17 protein-coding genes are annotated in these 19,062 nt (G+C 31.6%); 3 read left to right on the top strand and 14 right to left on the bottom strand.

The features are described from left to right. Window positions 1-219: 219 nt before the first annotated feature. Window positions 220-774 (top strand): helix-turn-helix domain-containing protein, encoded by a 555-nt coding sequence (locus GM661_RS06825; RefSeq protein ID WP_230869344.1) that lies wholly within the window; start codon window positions 220-222, stop codon window positions 772-774. Between the two features lie 41 nt (window positions 775-815). On the opposite strand, the gene GM661_RS06820 is transcribed toward GM661_RS06825, so the two are convergent. The 9 genes from GM661_RS06820 to GM661_RS06780 form a co-directional block, all read right to left on the bottom strand. Then, window positions 816-1,259 carry a SoxR reducing system RseC family protein gene (locus tag GM661_RS06820; RefSeq protein WP_230869343.1) on the bottom strand — a complete coding sequence of 148 codons (444 nt, stop codon included), beginning with the start codon at window positions 1,257-1,259 and terminating at the stop codon, window positions 816-818. Between the two features lie 262 nt (window positions 1,260-1,521). After that, window positions 1,522-3,381 (bottom strand): ferrous iron transport protein B, encoded by a 1,860-nt coding sequence (gene feoB, locus GM661_RS06815; protein ID WP_230869342.1) that lies wholly within the window; start codon window positions 3,379-3,381, stop codon window positions 1,522-1,524. A 1-nt stretch (window position 3,382) separates the two neighbouring features. Beyond that, window positions 3,383-3,604, bottom strand: a complete 222-nt coding sequence (locus GM661_RS06810) for a FeoA family protein (protein WP_125989456.1) — start codon at window positions 3,602-3,604, stop codon at window positions 3,383-3,385. Between the two features lie 247 nt (window positions 3,605-3,851). Then, entirely contained in the window at window positions 3,852-4,880 is a 1,029-nt protein-coding gene (gmd, locus tag GM661_RS06805) for a GDP-mannose 4,6-dehydratase (RefSeq protein WP_230869341.1), read from the bottom strand. A 177-nt stretch (window positions 4,881-5,057) separates the two neighbouring features. Next, window positions 5,058-5,993 (bottom strand): GDP-L-fucose synthase family protein, encoded by a 936-nt coding sequence (locus tag GM661_RS06800; protein WP_230869340.1) that lies wholly within the window; start codon window positions 5,991-5,993, stop codon window positions 5,058-5,060. Next, a complete protein-coding gene (locus GM661_RS06795) occupies window positions 5,983-7,152 on the bottom strand; it encodes a DegT/DnrJ/EryC1/StrS family aminotransferase (protein ID WP_230869339.1) in 1,170 nt (389 codons plus the stop codon). Before GM661_RS06795 ends, GM661_RS06800 begins: the two co-directional genes overlap by 11 nt. A gap of 146 nt (window positions 7,153-7,298) precedes the next feature. Further along, entirely contained in the window at window positions 7,299-8,081 is a 783-nt protein-coding gene (locus GM661_RS06790) for a hypothetical protein (protein WP_230869338.1), read from the bottom strand. Between the two features lie 33 nt (window positions 8,082-8,114). Further along, a complete protein-coding gene (locus GM661_RS06785; RefSeq protein ID WP_230869337.1) occupies window positions 8,115-9,140 on the bottom strand; it encodes a hypothetical protein in 1,026 nt (341 codons plus the stop codon). Between the two features lie 168 nt (window positions 9,141-9,308). Beyond that, window positions 9,309-10,352, bottom strand: coding sequence for an N-acetylneuraminate synthase family protein (locus tag GM661_RS06780; protein ID WP_230869336.1), 1,044 nt, complete (start codon window positions 10,350-10,352; stop codon window positions 9,309-9,311). Between the two features lie 583 nt (window positions 10,353-10,935). On the opposite strand from GM661_RS06780, the gene GM661_RS06775 reads away from it, so the two are divergent. Continuing rightward, window positions 10,936-12,030, top strand: coding sequence for a hypothetical protein (locus GM661_RS06775; protein WP_230869335.1), 1,095 nt, complete (start codon window positions 10,936-10,938; stop codon window positions 12,028-12,030). 77 nt (window positions 12,031-12,107) lie between these two features. Beyond that, window positions 12,108-13,496 (top strand): B12-binding domain-containing radical SAM protein, encoded by a 1,389-nt coding sequence (locus GM661_RS06770; protein ID WP_230869334.1) that lies wholly within the window; start codon window positions 12,108-12,110, stop codon window positions 13,494-13,496. A 305-nt stretch (window positions 13,497-13,801) separates the two neighbouring features. Here the strand turns inward: GM661_RS06770 and GM661_RS06765 are convergent, their stop codons facing one another. From GM661_RS06765 to GM661_RS06745, 5 genes are all read right to left on the bottom strand, one after another. Further along, window positions 13,802-14,494, bottom strand: a complete 693-nt coding sequence (locus GM661_RS06765; RefSeq protein ID WP_230869333.1) for an acylneuraminate cytidylyltransferase family protein — start codon at window positions 14,492-14,494, stop codon at window positions 13,802-13,804. Between the two features lie 152 nt (window positions 14,495-14,646). Continuing rightward, entirely contained in the window at window positions 14,647-15,645 is a 999-nt protein-coding gene (neuB, locus tag GM661_RS06760) for an N-acetylneuraminate synthase (RefSeq protein ID WP_230869332.1), read from the bottom strand. A gap of 52 nt (window positions 15,646-15,697) precedes the next feature. Further along, window positions 15,698-16,537 carry a methionyl-tRNA formyltransferase gene (locus GM661_RS06755; protein ID WP_230869331.1) on the bottom strand — a complete coding sequence of 280 codons (840 nt, stop codon included), beginning with the start codon at window positions 16,535-16,537 and terminating at the stop codon, window positions 15,698-15,700. A 135-nt stretch (window positions 16,538-16,672) separates the two neighbouring features. Next, on the bottom strand, window positions 16,673-17,860 hold the full coding sequence (locus GM661_RS06750) for a LegC family aminotransferase (RefSeq protein WP_230869330.1): 1,188 nt from the start codon (window positions 17,858-17,860) through the stop codon (window positions 16,673-16,675). 105 nt (window positions 17,861-17,965) lie between these two features. Then, the gene (locus tag GM661_RS06745; RefSeq protein ID WP_230869329.1) at window positions 17,966-18,946 is read right to left on the bottom strand and encodes an NAD-dependent 4,6-dehydratase LegB; all 981 of its coding nucleotides are present in this window, start codon (window positions 18,944-18,946) and stop codon (window positions 17,966-17,968) included. Window positions 18,947-19,062: the final 116 nt, after the last annotated feature.

The following is a 19,062-nucleotide window of genomic DNA, read 5'->3' as shown; positions in this document are numbered from 1 at the left end:
TCAAACTATTTATTACACATAGTTAGTCAATAAGCTATTAACCAGACAAATATATTTGTTGAACGACTCTAGAAATTGTCTGGAGGTAGGACACCGGAAGATAATTTCTTGACAGTAAGCGTAAGCAGGACGCTGGAGCACACGACAAGGGAAACAAAGAGTTATCCGCAATTTCAAAATCACATAACCTATACGTTAAAATAAAAGTGGGGAGATAAAATGAATAATCCTGAATTATTGATCGGAAAAAAGCTTCATAAACTAAGGCAGAGCAAGGGCTACAGCTTAAGCCAGGCGGAAGACTTAACAGGGGTAAGTAAATCAATGCTGGGTCAAATTGAAAGGGGAAAATCAAGTCCAACAGTAAATACCCTCTGGCGGATAGCCAAAGGTCTAAATGTATCATTTTCTTTTTTCATTGAAGAAGATAAACAAGAAACCACCATTGTGTCACCTTCTGAGATTAAGCCAATCATTGATGAAAATAATAAATACCGTGTCTACCCCATATTCCCCTATGACAAACAGAGAAAATTAGAGATGTATATTCTAGACTTAGAACCCCATTATAGTCACCAATCTGAAGCCCATACTACTGGTGTGGAAGAATACATTTTTATTCATCAAGGTATTCTGGAATTGACTACTGGAGAAAAAGAATACACAATAAAAACCGGCAATTCTATCCATTTTAATGCAGACCAAAAACATATATATACAAATATTACTGAAAAAACTACCATAGCTTACCTAACAATGTATTACCCTGTCTAAGAGAAAAACCACCTGTAAAAAAGGTGGTTTTATTATTAAAACTAGTCAGAACCAATAATATCTGTTATATGAGGCTGAAAATCCCTGTGTCTGGCAAAAATCCTATTTGCATATCTTAAAATGATAAATGAAACCACTGTTAAAACAAGTGAACCAATTATCCCTGCTGTCTCAGAAGATAACGTAGTAAAATAAGAGGCAAAATAGGCAGCTATAAAATAACCGGCTATCAAGGCAACTAAAGGGAAAAGATAGACTATTAAAGAACTTAAAACCAGTGACTGCTCACCCATCTCTATCTTAACCTGATTACCTACCCTGGCACCAATTTCATTATCAACCTCAACTTCAATTTCATCAACCTCATGACTGTCCTGTCGAGCAAGACCACATTTATTAGTACATTTACTACACAGAGAATGCCGCCTTATCCGCACTGTTGCCATACTATCATTTGTATTTATAATCTGTCCCTTCTCAATCATAAGACAACCCCCTCTGTCATATTATAAACCCAGCAGATAATAATTTCAAACAAAATCTTAATCCTTAATTAACTTTATCATTATTTCCTTCCAAATGAACATTTCTTACATTCCGAACACTTTAATAATAATAACCTATTACACCTGGGACAGCGGTATTCTTCCGGATCCTTTATTTTATAAGCACATTGTGGACAAATACGATGGCCATCTGCTGTGCAATTGATAATAATCACCCCTCAATTTAATAAATATAAAGAAACTAAATAAATAATGCTACCAAACCACCAACAATAAAAGCTGTAAACCAGCTGCCAAACCAGATAGCCGTAGCCTCTTTCCAGTTCCTCTCCTTAACCATGATCATCATCGCTGCAATACAGGGTACAAATAGGGTTATCGTAATAAGGGCTACTGTTGTCTGGGAAGGGGTCATAGCCAGTGAATTAAGCCCAGCAGCACCAAAATCACGCCTAATTATACCCATTACAAAGGCAGTAGCCACCTCAGGGGGCAATCTCAACCAACCTATAGTTATAGGAGCAACCAGCTCCTGTATATATATTAAAATACCTGTTTCCTGTAAGACAGTAATTATCACAGCACCCAGTACAAAGATAGGGCCTGCTTCCTTAATAAAGGCAAAAGATTTTATGCGGGTTTTATTTAAAACATTGCCAATCCTAGGTATTCGTAAAGGGGGTAAATCTATTAATAAGTCAGTTGACTTCCCTGGTAAAACCTTATTCAGGAATGTACCTGATAAGACATAAACTAACAGAAGAACAAATACATAGATCAAAAAATACTTCACTCCTAAGGGGGAAATCAAACCAACAATTACACCAAGTTGGGCAGAACAGGGGATAGCTAATCCTAATAAGAATATAGCAATAATACGTTCCCTCTTTGACCCCAGCAGTCTGGTAGTTATCGTTGCCATTGTAACACAACCAAAGCCAAGCAGCATGGGGATAATCGCCCTTCCATTAAGCCCTAAAGAAGTCAAGGTCCTATCTACAAGGGCTGCAATCCTGGGCATATACCCCGAATCCTCAAGTATAGATAGAAAGAAATAAAACCCGATTACTAAAGGTAATAATAATCCAAAAACATAGGTAACCGCCATTGTCAAAATACCGAATTCACCAATAAGTAACTTACTCGTAAAAGAAGCAGCTGGTATTACCCTGCTGACTAGATTCCTTATAAATGGTTCATAGATTTCCAGGAAGAATGCCTCTTCTGTAAGACCTACCACTGTCTGAGCAATAAAAACTCCTATTAACTGATATAAGATATACAGGGTAATCAACAAGAGGGGAACACCTGTTACTGGATTAACCATCATCCTACTTAAAGTAGCTTTAACACCTTTACCATCATTGAGGTCACTGACAACATTATCAATAATTTGATCTACCCTTTTTCTTCTGATTCTATAAATTTCTTCCCGAAAATTCATTGGCTTAAGCCTATATCTATCTGCCAGATGTGGGTCACCCTCTAATATTAATAAGGCATCCCTTGTAGAGGTAGTTTCTTCATTCATCTTAGCTAGCTTTTCTGTTAACTCATTATGCTTTTCAAAAATACTCTCACCTACTCTAGCCCTATTTAAAGAGGCCTTAAGCTCAGATAACCCCTTTCCACTGACAGCTGTTGTTGGTATAACTGGGACACCCAATTCACTGCTTAATCTATCTATATCGATTGATAAACCATTTTTTTCTGCCTCATCCATCATATTAAGGGCAATAATAACAGGAATACCCATATCAATTATCTGCTGGGTAAGAAATAAATCCCTTTCTAAATGAACAGCATCAACTACATTCACCACTATATCTGCTGCCATAATAACATCCCTGGCCACTATCTCCTCATCATTAAAGGAAGAAACACCATAAACACCAGGTGTATCAAGAACAGTAAAGTCCTGATACCTCCCTTTAGTAATATCCAGGGTTGTGCCCGGATAATTTGAAACAGCTACATAAATACCTGTCAGGTAATTAAAAAAGATAGATTTCCCCACATTCGGGTTGCCTACCAGGACAAGTTTTTTACTGCTGTCTTCCAGGTCTAATTTGTGATGGCTATTTTTGTGATGACAGGCCATATTAATTCTCCTTTTCTATAATAATATTACTGGCCAGGTTTCTACCAACTGCTATTTCCTGAAGATTCCTTTTAATAATAACTGGTCCTCCCGGCACCTTTTCATGACATGAAAGAACAGCACCTTCAGATATACCAAACCTCAATGCCTGTACCCTTACTAAATCATCTGGAATATATTTTATATTAAACCTCTCTCCCCTTCTTACTTCAGCTAATGTCATAATCTCACCCTCCATTATTATTGAGAACAATTTTCAATTAAGTATAAAAAATCCCTTTCTTAATCTAATTATATTGAAAACCATTCTCACTGTCAAGTGAATTATGATAAATACCCTGCCTCGTCTCTTTAATTATCTGCTTGCATTTACTTCACTATATATACTCATAGGTCATTATTATAGCTTCACATAAACCGATTTTTGCTTTCCAGCCAATTTTTTATTTATCCCCCCTTAACATACCCTTTTATTCAATAATTCTTAAATCAGATTCTACCATAATTTTAACCAATTCATTAAAGGTTAGTTTCGGCTCCCAACCCAATTTTTCTTTTGCCTTGGATGAATCACCGATTAGTATATCTACTTCTGTTGGTCTAAAATACCTAGGATCAACTTGAATTATTATCTCTCCAGTTTGTTTATCAATTCCCTTTTCTTCTATCCCCTTACCAGACCATTCTAAATCTATTCCTACATATTTAAAGGCCAGTTCTGCAAATTCTCTAACTGTATGAGTTTCTCCGCTAGCCACAATATAATCTTCCGGTTTTTCCTGCTGTAACATCATCCACATCATCTCTACATAATCCCTGGCATATCCCCAATCACGTTTTGCATTTAGATTTCCAAGATATAACTTTTTTTGCTGCCCTTTAGCTATCCTGGCTGCTGCTCTGCTTATCTTACGGGTAACAAAATGCTTTCCACGACGGGGTGACTCATGATTAAATAAAATACCATTAACCGCATACATACCATAGGCTTCCCGGTAATTCTTTACAATCCAATAAGAGTATAATTTAGCCACAGCATAGGGACTACGGGGATAAAAAGGTGTATTTTCATTCTGGGGAACCTTACATGCTTTTCCATATAGTTCACTGGTTGAGGCTTGATAAAAACGTGTTTCTATCCCTAGATTCTTAATTGCTTCCAACAGCCTCAGTGTTCCAAGTGCATCTACTTGCGCTGTATATTCCGGAATTTCAAAAGATACTGCTACATGGCTTTGGGCAGCAAGATTATATATTTCAGCAGGATTTATTTTTGCCATTAACCTGCTAATACTACTGGAGTCAACCATATCCCCATAATACAAAAATAACATGACACCTTTACCATGTTGATCCTGATATATATGGTCAATTCTTTGGGTATTCAATACAGATGTTCTTCTTATAATTCCATGTACTTCATAACCCTTCTCTAATAAAAACTCTGCCAAATATGAACCATCCTGTCCAGTAATACCAGTTATTAATGCTCTCTTCATATACTCACCACCTTATCAAATCAAAATATATATCAACTCAAACTCCTATAAAAAACTGTCAGATTTAGTCGCTTTTACATTTTTTCTAACAGTCGTACTTCAACTAGAAGTAATAGTTATTCCTTTCTTACAAACATAAGCATCCCAAATGTATAGCTAATTTGGGAGAATAGAATATTAATTGCCTTGCTGTTCAAGAAACCAACTATATGTCTTCTTTAACCCTTCCTCCAAACTAGTTTTATAAATCCATCCAGCATCCCTTAGCCGTGAAACATCTAATAATTTTTGTGGCATACCATCTGGTTTTGTTATATCAAATTTAATAATTCCCTTATATCCTACAACTTGTTTAATAAGATGAGCTAATTTCTTAATTGAAATATCTATACCAGTTCCTATATTAAAAAGATCGTTTCCTGTATAAGATTCAAATAAAAATAAACAAGCATCTGCTAAATCTTCATTAAATATCAATTCTCGACGGGCATTCCCAGTACCCCAAACCTCTACAAATTTTTTCTTTTTTAATTTTGCTTCATGAAATTTTCTGATTAAAGCAGCTACAACATGAGATTTTTCTAGATCAAAATTATCACCTATTCCATAAACATTACATGGCATAACACTAATAAAATCTACATTATATTGCTTATTATACATTTGACACATTTTTAAACCTGCAATTTTTGCAATTGCATATCCTTCATTGGTCGGTTCTAATTTTCCATCCATCAAATACTCTTCTTTCATAGGCTGAGGTGACATACGAGGATATATACATGAAGAAGCTAAGAATAAAAGTTTTTTTGCTTTATATTTATAAGCATAATGTATAACATTATTCTGTATAGCTAAATTATCGTATAAAAATTCAGCAGGTGATTGCATATTTGCCATTATTCCGCCGACTTTTGCTGCTGCTAAAATGACATATTCTGGTTTTTGATTTAAAAAGTATTCTTTCACAGCTAATTGTTTAGTTAAATCTAATTCACTTGAACTTAGGCCTATAATATTTTTATATCCCCTTTTTTTAAATCCATTTTCTATTGATGAACCCACCATTCCATTTCGTCCAGCAATAAATATTTTAGCATATTTATCTATCATTTAAGACTCCTTTCAAAACATTAATTAGTATATCTATTTCTTCTCGAATATTCTTGCTGTGATTACCAACAAATAAACCATTATGATGAATTATATCTGCATTTGTCAATTTTTTATAAATTGTATAATCCAAATATTTTACTGCAAAGTTCTTAGTAAAATTCCCTGCAACAATTGGTCTTACTTCTATATCATTTTTCTTTAGAGCCTCAACAACACATTTACGCAAATCTAAATTTTCACCAATAACCATTCCAAAACCAAACCAAGAAGATTCTTCAATTTCCATTTGTGGTTTAATATTATTTACTTCTCTAATACGCTTTAAAAAATATCGAGCATTCTTTTTCCGTTGTTCAATTATCTTGTCTAACTTCTTTAATTGTTCTATTCCTATTGCTGCTTCCATTTCTAAAGGGCGCAAATTATAACCGGGCATAATAAAATTAAATTGCTCATAAAAGTCATCATTATTCTTAGAATATATTTTACTATCATTAGGTAAATTTCTTGTCCAACCGTGGGCTCTAATACATAATAAATAATGATAAAGTTCTTCATCATTCGTTACTGTTACACCACCTTCCATTGTACACAGATGATGGGAATAAAATGTTGAGTAAGTCCCTAGTAAACCAAATGTTCCCAATAATTTATCTTTGTACTTGCCACCTAATGATTCACAGCTATCTTCTATAAGAATTAAATTATGTTTTTTACAAATTTGTAAAATTTCTTTATATTCGTTTGGGTTGCCTAACAAATTTACAGAAAGAATTGCTTTTGTTCTATCTGTTATTGCACTCTCCACCTTTGTTACATCAATATTATACGTATCTGCATCAATATCTACAAATCTTAATTTTAAATTATGTTGAGCAACTGGAAAGTAAGTAGTACTCCATGATACAGCAGGAACAATCACTTCATCGCCTGATAATAGTTTCCCAGAATATACCAATGCTCCTATAGCCAATAAATTTGCTGAAGAACCGGAGTTTGACATAACAGCATATTTGCTTCCAATTTTTTCCGCAAATTGTTTTTCATATTCTTTAACTTCTTTTCCCATTGTAAATCTATCTGATTTAATTACACGATTTATTGCTTCAATTTCTTTATATGACCATGTATTATCTGATAATTTATATTTTTTCATGTATTGATCCTCCTAATTTTCAGCATATTGTCAACTAATATATTTTTTCATCACTAATATTTGTTATTTATTATATTTTCTTTTAACTAATTATGTGCATATTTTTGTTGAATTTTTCTATTAATTCTTCAATATGAGTCTCCAAATCATTTCCTAGAATAACATTTTAGTGGATCCATATATTTTAGGCTATCAATTTGATTTAAAGTTGATGTGTGACTTAAGTTATAAACTTCAATATCGTTTTCATAGGCAACATCAATTAAATATTTAAAATCGGCAAGTATTCGAGAAATGCATTTGTAAAATACTGATTTTCTATCACTTATACAAGTTGGTGACTCTCCTCTATGGATATATTCATGCTGATAAAGTGGGATTTCTATTCCTTGAAGATAAATAGGATTACAACCTAATATAATCGCAAAAGCAAGTGCATGAATAGCAACAGTATCGCCTGATGAATAGTGGTTTACAGTTTTATATCGCTTTTGAATCAATTCCTGTAAAGTATCTCTATCTGGATATATATCTAGTAATTCACAGCAAAAAAGATTAGTACCACAAGGGCGATGGTTAAAATGTCGTTGATCATAAGCAAACCAATTAACTTTTAATTCATTTTCTAAAAAGCTTAGATTTATATGTTGACGCGAATATGTTACTGAGTCTGCAAAGATAAAAATTGTTTCCAAAAATGAGTTAATAATATCTAAATGTAATTCTGGGACTGGAAAAATGTTATTAGCATTTACCCAATAATGCGGTTGAAATAAATCTTTCAAACGAACTGGTCCATCCCCACAAGTGATATAAATACCCTTAAATCTTCTATAGGGAAAATTAACGATAGTTGGAGCTGTTCCTGCCACTAAACAAGGTTTATTATTTTCACGATTAATAAACCAATCATATGATTTAATTTGCATTTTAACCTCCCTGGTTTTACACTCTTTATTTTCTTATAAATATAAAACATCAGGCAATTGATTTTTCCTAGATGCAAAACTTATTCTTTTTAAGTTACCTAGTTTTTTACATAAAAAATCAACTGCACCCGAAAAATTATTTTTAGTTACAAAACGTCGAATATCAATATCTTCAATCCCGATTTTTTTTCGGGTATCAAATAAACTTACTTTTATCAAATGATGTCCCTCGCTCCATTCTCCATCAATTTGGATAATATTAATATTACTTGCTGCAAATCCTGTAAACAGCCCTGCTTCTGCAGTCATAACACATGCATTTGCATGTTCACAAAGTGCTAATTCCTCTTCAAAGGTCATATTATGATCATATTCAAAATATAATTCATTTTCGATATTTAAAGATAATAGTGGACAACCTAAATTCAAAATAAAAATTTCTTTTTTGATTAACTTTTTTGCCATGTTATAAAAAATAGGAAATTTACTATTATGAACTATTGCTTTATTTTTAAAATCTCTTGTTCTTATAATAATTTTGGGACCGTTATAATTAAGATATCTTTTTATACCATTAACTTGCATCTTGGCTAACAAAGATTCTTCATCAATAAAATTCATATATAAAGATTTATTCAATATCATCTGCTTTAGGTTATTAAATTGCAGTTTTAACCAATTAGTAAGATCACATTTCGTAGTTTGAAAATTGGAAACATCAAAATAATCGTTAACTCGAATATATTCAAATTCTGGTAAGTATTCATGTAATTTATTTACACATTTTTCCTCCAAACCGGAATCGACATAGTATTTTTTCTGTCTATCATCGAGATATTCCAATACTGTCCTATAACTAATATTGAACCACTCTTTATTAATTACAGCCAAATAATCAGCATTTGAAAATAAATATTTAAATTCATCTAGAGTGATGACGGTAATTTTCTTATTATTTATATTTTTTTTATATAAATAGATTTGAGCGTTTCGAAACACAGCCCTATTCACTTCTCCAAAATCAAAATTTATTACAATATTTTGGATCTTATTATTCATAAACAATCCTTCCTAAGACAAAAACACTTGAGATTTTCCATACATTTAGATGTCTTTTATAATGTATGCATACCCTTAACAAACAAATCAGCAGACTCTTCACTAAGATTAATAAGAGGTTTCATCTTACCAAAATCTGCTCGCATTCCTATCAAAAACACCATCTTCCTAATCATCTTTAATCATACTCCATTCTAATTGTATATCCCTTGATATATCTTGATTAACTTGCTTGCCTAGTAAATTGTTAAAATCTTTGGCCTTTATCTCTCCAGTTCCGGGTCTTTTAACCCATATGTTTTCTTTAGATAATTTTTCTCCTTCTTTTATATCATCTATAGCTACAACACAGGCATATGCAAAATCTATAGTTGGCTTTTCGTCCTGTAATATTTCTTTCTTACCACCAATTGCTTGATATATTGCTTCACACCCAATTATTAAATCATAAAGTTCCTTGGAATTAAGTGATATTGGTACATCAGGTCCTGACCAGGCCTTATTAGAAGTAAAATGCTTTTCAATAATTGCAGCCCCCAGAGCAACTGCCGCAAAAGCTGTATAATTACCCAATGAATGATCACTTAATCCTAAAATAGCATTAGGAAAATTAGTCCTTAAATCATCTATTCCTCCTAATCTAACCTTATCATAAGGAGTAGGGTACATTGATGTACAATGTAATAAAGAATACTCAATCCCATATTTTTCTAAAATATCCACACTTTTTAATATACTTTCTATATTATTCATCCCCGTACTTAAAATAACTGGTCTACCAAATGAAGATATATGTTCAATTAAAGGATAATTATTACATTCACCTGATCCTATTTTATAGGCCAAAACTTTCATTTCTTCTAATACATCTACTGCTGCTCTAGAAAATGGAGTACATAAATATATCATACCCAATTCTTCAACATACTCTTTTAATTTAACATGTTCCTCCTTTGTTAATGAACACCTATCCATTATCTCCCAGATGGATTCATCGGCATTACCTGGTATTACATTTTTAGCAGACTTAGTCATTTCATCTTCTATAATATGCATTTGAAACTTCACACACTCAGCACCACTCTCATAAGCATCTTTAATCATAGTTTTTGCCTTACTAAAATCTCCTTCATGATTTATACCTATCTCAGCTATAATAAATGGTTTATATCCATCCCCTATTATTCTGTTACCTATTCTTAATTTATTCATTCTATAATCTCCTTAATACTATTAATCAGCAAAACAAATATAACCCTTGATAATATCCCTAAAATTTTTGTTGACTATTAAATTAATTAATCTTTCTTTTTCCTACTACTGCTTTACTAAAATTAGTCTCTGTCATATTTGACCTCAGGTAAGATTTAATAATCAATATTCTACCGCGAAGGTTTAGTTATTAATATGAAGCATTCTACTCATCTATTACACAAAATAAATTACATTATATAGCCTGTACCCAAACCGGCAAACTTGTTCCTAACTTAAAATCGGAACATAAAAGAATATATGATTCCGTTTACGGAATCTCTGTGAGTCAATACACGTTTTATTATAAGTGGCATATAGTAATTTTAAGCAGATTAATAGTTGTTTTCAGTAAAAGTGGAGAGTAATGAACCCTCTTTAAAGCCTGAATATTTCCTGAAAAAGGCTCACAAGACCAATTAATATAGTCACTGGAAAAGGTAAAAAAGTTAGTTTATTGTTATCAACAAGATATCGTTTTAAATGAAAGGTGTCCATTAATTAATAATGACAGAAGAAACGTTTAGTGAAGGAGGATTTTTTAATGAATAACAACTCTAAAAATATTGTTACTAATTTTGATTTTAATAAAGTGAATTCAGAGGATTTTTTGATGAATAACAACTCTAAAAATATTGTTATTAATTTTGATTTTAATGAAGTGAATTCAGCTGTATTAAGAAACGCTCAAATCTATTTATATAAAAAAAATATAAATAATAACAAAATTATTGTAATTACTCCAAATAAATTTAAGTATTTGTTTTCAAATGCTGATTATTTGGCTGTAGTTAATCCAAAGTGGGTAAATGATATGTATCCAACAATGCTGGAATATCTTGGCGACAGACAGCAAAAGTATTATGTTGAGAGTGGTTTAGAGGAAAAATGCCTAAAAAAATTGAGTGAATACTTTTCAGAATTTGAATATATTCGAGTTTACGTATTTTTTGATGTTTCAACCTTTCAAGCTTCAGAGCGTAATACATTTAAGTGGTATAAACTGCAATTTAATAACCTAAAGCAGATGATATTGGATAAGTCTTTATATATGAATTTTAGCGATGAAGAGTCTTTATTAACAAGGATTCAAATTGACGGTCTAAAAAAGTTCCTCCAATATCAAGGTCTAAAAATTATTATCCGGACCAGGAATTTTAAAAATAAACAAGTGCAGCGTAATAGTAATTTTTCTGTTTTATCTAACCTGGCCCAAGAATTTATTAAGAGAGGTATATTTGTTTTAAATTTGGGTTGTCCGCTCTTATCTTTAAATATCGAAAATGAATTATATTTTGAATATGATCATAGTATGCCCTTTGAAGAGGAATTGGCGCTTTGTGAACATGCAAATGCATGTATTATGACTGCAGAAGCAGGGCTGTTTACAGGATTTGCAGCAAGCAATATTAATATTATCCAAATTGATGAGGAATGGAGTGTGTTAAATCCAGTAGTTAATGTTAATTTATTTGAAACTCGAAAAAAAATCGGGATTGATGACATTGATATCAGAAATTTTTTAATGAATAATGATTTTCTGGGTGCAGTTGACTTTGTAACAACAAATCTAACTAGTTTGAAAAGATTAGATAAAAATGTTTTCAATAAGCAAATGCCTGATATTTTATTTCTATAGGTAAATAACTCAATCAATTGTTTTTAGCGACTTTTTTTACTGTAAAATTGAGTAAATAAAAATAAAAGGGGAGGAAAATGAGGATTTTATTAGTTGTTTATGATAATGATTCATATATACATTGGTTTCCACAAGGAATAGCATATATAGCATCAGTTTTAAAGATTAGAGGATATGAAATAGTGATTTATAATCAAGATTATTACCACTATCCTGATGAACATTTGACAGAATATCTAAACAATAATTATTTTGATGTAATCGGAGTAGGAATAATTGCCGGTTATTACCAATATAGAAAATTATTAAGAATATCTGAAGCAATCAACAATTCAAAAAATAGACCAATATATATATTGGGAGGGCATGGTCCCTCCCCTGAGCCGGAGTATTTTATGAAAAAGACTCAAGCTGACTATGTAGTTATTGGAGAAGGCGAAGAAACAATGGTTGAGCTTCTCGAAACAGTTGGTAATAAAAAGGATTTAAGCCAGGTAAAAGGCATAGCCTATCGAGATGGTTCGGATATCATTGTAACTGAAAGGCGTCCATTAATTAAAGATCTGGATACGCTGCCTATTCCCGCCTACGAATTATTTCCTATTGAATATTATCGTTTAATTAGACCACCTCATAGCAGTAGAACGGATTTCGTAATGCCCGTTTTATCAGGCAGAGGCTGTCTTTTTAATTGCAACTTTTGTTATAGAATGGATAAAGGGTTCAGACCACGAAGTAATGAGTCAATTATAAATGAAATAAAATATCTACAAAAAGAATATCGGATTAATTATATTATTTTTAGTGATGAATTATTAATGTCTTCTGTTAGAAGAGTAGAAAGCTTATGTAATGATTTTCTAAAAAATAATTTGAATATAAAATGGTCCTGTAATGGACGCTTAAATTTTGCAAAAAAAGATGTTTTAAAATTAATGAAAAAAAGCGGATGTGTGTTTATTAATTACGGAATCGAGGCTATGGATGATCAAATATTAAAGAATATGAATAAAGTCCTTACAACAAAACAAATTGTTGAGGGGATAGAGGCAACTTTGGCAGTTGGAATAAGCCCAGGTTATAACATTATATTTGGAAATATTGGAGAAAATAGAGAAACATTAAATAAAGGAGTAGAATTTTTATTAAAATATGATGATTGCACCCAGTTTAGAACTATAAGGCCTGTTACACCTTATCCAGGTTCACCACTTTATTATTATGCAATTGAAAAAGGGTTATTAAGAGATGTTGAGGATTTTTATGAATACAAACACGTAAATTCTGATTTGTTAGCAGTAAATTTTACTGAATTAACCGATGATGAATTTCATAAAGCGTTATTGGAAGCAAATAAAAAATTGATGACTAATTATTATAATAAAAAATTTGAGTTTTCATTACAACAAGCAAAAGATTTATATATAAAAAAAGATGTCAGTTTTAGAGGATTTAGACAAATCTGATTCTATATAGAGACTGGATTAAATAGAAAGCGCAAAAAGATAATCCTACTGTAAAGTATAAAAATAATTTCACTTTACAGTAGGATTATTTATTAAAAAAAATTATTAAGCTCTTTATATGATAAATGTTACTGTCTTACCTGCTCTTTTATGAAACTCTATAACTTCATTTATATCAATATCAGTAACACCATCACCATAAGTTAATAAATTTATATCATCTTCTAAATGTTTTTCTATTCAATGTCCCCCACTTTAAATAATTTATAATATATGAGAAGTTATTAAAATATCCAAAAATTGGGCTACACAACTGCTCCCATAATAACTTCACAAAATCTAAAATCTATTTCGGTATCTATGTCTATTGAATTTTCCCTACTCATTATATAAGCATAGCTATTTTTACCTAAAAAACCTTTTTCTTCAATCAGTTTATCGACTTTTGCTAAATATAAAGCACCATTTATTTGATAAAATTGGGGTAAATCTTGTCTCCTCATATTTTTTACTTCTTTTCGAATGAAATTATCCATTTTTAAATCCTTATCCATTGTATTAGCCCAAAGTGGTGGATGTCCACACTTGCATACACTTATAATAAAATCAGCATTTTTACTATTAAAAAGCTGATAAGCTTCTTTTATATGATGAGCCCTTCTTAATGGAGATGTTGGTTGAAGTAATATAACTTCCTGATATTCTTTCCCTATATTTCTCATAAAATTAAAACAGTGTATAATTACATCAATTGTAGACGAATCATCTAAAGCGAATTTTTTGGGTCTTAAGAAAGGCACATTTGCACCATATTTTCTTGCTATATCTGCTATTTTTTCTGAGTCAGTAGATACAATAATATCTTCAAATATATTACTCTTAATAGCTTCCATAATAGTATATGCTATAAGTGGTTTTCCAGCTAATTCTCTAATGTTTTTACTTTTTACTCCCTTAGAACCCGCTCTCGCAGGTATAAGTGCTAGGATTTTACTCATGAAACCTTTCCCCCTTAAATTTATTTCAAAATATTGCAATTTGTTTTTGGGGATATTAACTGCAACTTAAGGTCTTTGTAGCTCTCTATTCTTTTCATCAAAGGTCTTAACAGTCCATATTCTGCCCTGGTACCAGTAATCACACAATTTTTTTATATCTCTATCATCTCGTCTGCCAAATAATCTCTTTTTGCGGCCTTACCAATCATTTCATCCCACCTCATTGGTGATATACCATTTCCTGGTCTCTTTACAGTTATATTACTCTTTGAAAGAGTTTCACCCTTTTTTATATTGCATTTTGCAACTATACTTTTTCTTACAACATTAATATTTGGAAGCTCGGAGTCCGATGGCTTCTTTATTCCATTTCCCAATGCCTTTTCGATATTTCTAATAGCATTAACCATTGCTTTAAATTCATGGGGCTCTAAGCTCGCTCTGTGGTCAGGACCTGCCATTCTTTTATCTAATGTGAAATGCTTCTCTATAATAGATGCACCCATTACCACTGCAGCTATTGGAACCTCTATTCCTAATGTATGGTCTGAGTATCCTACTTCTATTTTAAAAGCTTCTTTAATAGTTCTCATAGCTCTTAAGTTAACATCCTTCATAGGGGTTGGGTACTCTGTATTACAATGTAAAACAACAACATCATTTGTTCCATTTACAATCAAAATATTTAACGCCTTTTCAATTTCTCCAAGTGTTGACATTCCCGTTGATAAAATAACTCGCTTCTTTAACTTTCCAATTTCTTTTAAATAGGGTAGGTTGGTTATTTCTCCAGAAGGAATTTTAATAATGTCAATGCCAAATTTAGTTAGAAGTTTTATACTATCTATATCGAAGGGGGATGATAAACAATTTATCTCTTTTAACTTACAATATTCTATTAACTCTTTATGCATGTTTAAGTCTAATTCTAATTTTTTAATCATATTATATTGATTTTCACAAGCATCCGTTGTTTGTTTTTGATATTCTGCCTTTCCAGCATATTTTGAGACTAGTTTTTCAGCTTTAAATGTCTGAAACTTAACTATATCTGCGCCAGCTTCTTTGGCTTTATCTACAAGCTGTTTAGCTATTTCTAATGAACCATTGTGATTAACACCTGCTTCTGCTATTATAAGGGTTTTTTTCACGCTAACCGATCCCCTATTCTTATTTTTTCAGCATACTCATATTCTATTATTTCTAATGTCGAATCTTTGTTTTTACTATAAATCCGCTTTGGTTTTTACCGACTATTTGTCCAACAATCCCTTTATAGTTAGGTGCATTTTTAACAAGCTTTGATTTGTTTATTTTTATCACTTTATCCCTTAGCGTACTCCTGGCCATTGGCCCTGGCTCACATAATGCTCTGATAAAATTAAACAATTCTCTGCTATTTTGATTCCAATCTATTATCTCGTCGCCCTCTTTCCTTTTTCCACAATAGAAACCTACTGGATGTATATCTGTTTGCTTCATTAGCTTAATATCCTGGCTTTGTATAATCTTTATAGCTTTATAAAGTATGTTTGCACACTCAGTATATGCTCTAGATAACAATGTTGAATAATCATCCTCATCTGTTATAGGATAAGTTTCCTGTAATACTATGTCTCCTGTATCAATTCCTTCATCAACATAGTGCACTGTGATTCCAAACTCTTTTTCATCATTTATTAACACCCAATTTAATATGTTTCTTCCTCTGTAAAAAGGTAATTTACCAGCGTGACAATTAATGGTTTTAAATTCAGGAGTATTTATGATCTCTTTTTTAAAAATCTGATTAAAAGACATTGATACAAACAGGTCACACTTATATTTCTTTAGCTGATTTAAAAATTCTTTTGAGTTAATGTCTTTATGCTTTAAATAGTCGATATTATATTTTTTAGCAAAGTTCTTTAATGTCAGATCTGTGGTTTCATATCTAACACAAATAAATTTTATTTCAATGTTTTTATCATTTATTAACAATTTGAATGCTTCATGAGCCCATTTACCGTCTGCAAAATAGCCTATCGTAAATATATTATTCACCATTTATTACTCCTTTACTTTAAATCTAATCTTTTAAGCATTTTTTTCATTTCCTTGAATTGCCCCATGTCAAGCCATACTCTTTGCTAACAGGATATACTCCTACAGGTTCTCCCTTATATATATCTTGTACATTCAACTATATCTCTCTTTTTGAGATTTAAAATCCTTTAATGCATTAATAACTGTCAATATATCTTGTTTATCTAAATTTGTACTGCAAGGTATATTCAAAACTCTTTCTATATAATACTTAGCTCTTTTAACTTTGTAGCTCTGATCTTTTAGGTATGGCTTTTGTTCATGAATAAGTCCCCAGATCGGTCTAGTCTGGATATTTCTTTGATATAATTTCTTTAATAATTCATCTCTATTAAACCCGTATTTTTCTTTATCTATCATTAAAGAATAAAACCAATAATTTGATCTCGTTCCTTTATTAAATCTTAATAAATCTAATCCCTCTATTTTTTGAATCTCTTTTTCATAAAGGCCATAGTTTTTTATTTTTATCTCAATTAATTCTTCCAATTGTTCCAACTGAGCAATACCAAGAGCTGCCTGTAAATTTGTCATTCTATAGTTATAACCTATTTCATCATGTATATAATATAAGGGATCGTCTTTTGCTTGAGCTGACAAGTATTTTGCTTTCTCAACTAAAACCATATCTTTAGCTACAAGCATTCCTCCTCCACCCGTTGTAATTATCTTGTTTCCATTAAAAGAATATGCTCCAAAGTCTCCTATGGTTCCTGCAAACTTACCAGAGTATTCTCCTGTTGTGCAGTACGAACCTAATGCTTCAGTTGCATCCTCTATAACCTTTAATTTGTATTTCCTAGCTATTTTCATTATTCTTTCCATATCAATCATGTTTCCAAATATATGTACTATTACCACAGCTTTTATAGTTTTATTGGTTCTTTTATTAATTAAGCCTTCTTTAGTTAAACAGCACTCTTTTTGAAAAAACCCCTCTAATTTATCTAAATCCATATTTAGAGTATCATCACAGTCCATAAATACTGGCTCTGCTCCTTGATATTTAACAGGATTAACTGCAGCTATAAAGGTAAGTGTAGGTACTATTACTTCATGTTCTGCTCCAACTCCTGAAAGCCTTAAAGCTAAATGAAGAGCCCCAGTACCACTTTGACAGGCAACAGCCTTTTTAATTTTCAAATATTTAGCTATTTTTTCTTCAAATTCTTTTATAAATCTTCCCCCAGTTGATACCCATTCTGTTTCTACAGCCCTGGTCACATATTCAAGTTCTTTACCTGTAAAATTAGGCACTGATAGTGGTATCAATTTCTCCATAATAATTCCCCTTTAGATCATAGTTTCTCCTCAATTATTCAGAATTCAATAACAAATGTAAGAACGAATAAATATACTAGTTTTTTAATGCTGACTTCTGAGTAGTTACAGATTATAGATATCAACTTTATACTTATCTAAATTGTCTTTTATCCAGCTTATTGTTTCAGCTAATCCTTCTTTGAATGTATAAGCCGGCTTCCATTTTGTTAGCCTCTTTATTTTTTCATTCGCGCCAAGTAATCTATTTACTTCACTTTTTTCTGGCCTCATCCTTTCTTGATCACACACTATTTCAGCAGCTGAATTTATTTGATTTACTAACTCTCCCGCTAAATCTCCTATTGATATTTCCTCCTGAGAAGCTATATTTATCTCTTCTCCAATCGTCTTTTCTGATTTTGCAATTTCTATAAAACCCTGTACTGTATCCTTAACATAATTAAAATCTCTAGTTGGGGTCAGAGAACCCAGTTTTATTTTTTCTTTTCCGGCCAACAATTGCATTATTATAGTTGGTATAACCGCCCTTGCTGACTGTCTTGGGCCATATGTATTAAATGGCCTTACTATTGTTATTGGCAGACTAAAACTTCTATAAAAAGATTCAGCTAATCTATCTGCTCCTATTTTAGTTGCTGAATATGGCGATTGTCCTTGAAATGGGTGTTTTTCATCTATCGGTACATATCTTGCTGACCCATATACTTCTGATGTTGAGGTAATTAAAACTCTACTTGTTCCAAAATCCCTTGCTGCTTGTAATATGTTTAATGTTCCTTTTATATTAGTATCAATATATGAATCTGGAGAATAATAACTAAAGGGTATTGCAATCAAAGCGGCTAAATGATATACTTCGTCAATATCTTGAAACGCTTTTCGCACTCCATTTGGATCTCTTATATCTCCAGTAAATATTTCTATTTTCTTTAATTTGCCTTTTGGAAATGTATCTAACCATCCCCATGTGTTAAAAGAATTATAATATACAAAGGCTCTTATACTATTACCCTCTTTAAGTAATCCTTCTACTAAATGGCTTCCTATAAAACCCTCTGCTCCTGTTACCAAAACTTTTTTCATAGCTATTCTCCAACCTTTCCCATGATTTAGATAATTATATTGGGAAATTTAATTTATTAAATTGGCTTTCGTGTCTCATTACCTTATATAATCTCGAAGTTAGACCTTTATTACTT

The sequence above is a fragment of the Iocasia fonsfrigidae genome (genome assembly GCF_017751145.1).
In the GTDB taxonomy this organism is placed as follows: domain Bacteria; phylum Bacillota; class Halanaerobiia; order Halanaerobiales; family DTU029; genus Iocasia; species Iocasia fonsfrigidae.
This window is presented reverse-complemented; position numbering and strand designations above follow the sequence as displayed.

Coding starts and splice junctions, on each gene's coding strand:
- GM661_RS06825 (WP_230869344.1), top strand. CDS start 220: ATGAATAATCCTGAATTATTGATCGGAAAAAAGCTTCATAAACTAAGG.
- GM661_RS06820 (WP_230869343.1), bottom strand. CDS start 1,259: ATGATTGAGAAGGGACAGATTATAAATACAAATGATAGTATGGCAACA.
- feoB (WP_230869342.1), bottom strand. CDS start 3,381: ATGGCCTGTCATCACAAAAATAGCCATCACAAATTAGACCTGGAAGAC.
- GM661_RS06810 (WP_125989456.1), bottom strand. CDS start 3,604: ATGACATTAGCTGAAGTAAGAAGGGGAGAGAGGTTTAATATAAAATAT.
- gmd (WP_230869341.1), bottom strand. CDS start 4,880: ATGAAGAGAGCATTAATAACTGGTATTACTGGACAGGATGGTTCATAT.
- GM661_RS06800 (WP_230869340.1), bottom strand. CDS start 5,993: ATGATAGATAAATATGCTAAAATATTTATTGCTGGACGAAATGGAATG.
- GM661_RS06795 (WP_230869339.1), bottom strand. CDS start 7,152: ATGAAAAAATATAAATTATCAGATAATACATGGTCATATAAAGAAATT.
- GM661_RS06790 (WP_230869338.1), bottom strand. CDS start 8,081: ATGCAAATTAAATCATATGATTGGTTTATTAATCGTGAAAATAATAAA.
- GM661_RS06785 (WP_230869337.1), bottom strand. CDS start 9,140: ATGAATAATAAGATCCAAAATATTGTAATAAATTTTGATTTTGGAGAA.
- GM661_RS06780 (WP_230869336.1), bottom strand. CDS start 10,352: ATGAATAAATTAAGAATAGGTAACAGAATAATAGGGGATGGATATAAA.
- GM661_RS06775 (WP_230869335.1), top strand. CDS start 10,936: ATGAATAACAACTCTAAAAATATTGTTACTAATTTTGATTTTAATAAA.
- GM661_RS06770 (WP_230869334.1), top strand. CDS start 12,108: ATGAGGATTTTATTAGTTGTTTATGATAATGATTCATATATACATTGG.
- GM661_RS06765 (WP_230869333.1), bottom strand. CDS start 14,494: ATGAGTAAAATCCTAGCACTTATACCTGCGAGAGCGGGTTCTAAGGGA.
- GM661_RS06750 (WP_230869330.1), bottom strand. CDS start 17,860: ATGGAGAAATTGATACCACTATCAGTGCCTAATTTTACAGGTAAAGAA.
- GM661_RS06745 (WP_230869329.1), bottom strand. CDS start 18,946: ATGAAAAAAGTTTTGGTAACAGGAGCAGAGGGTTTTATAGGAAGCCAT.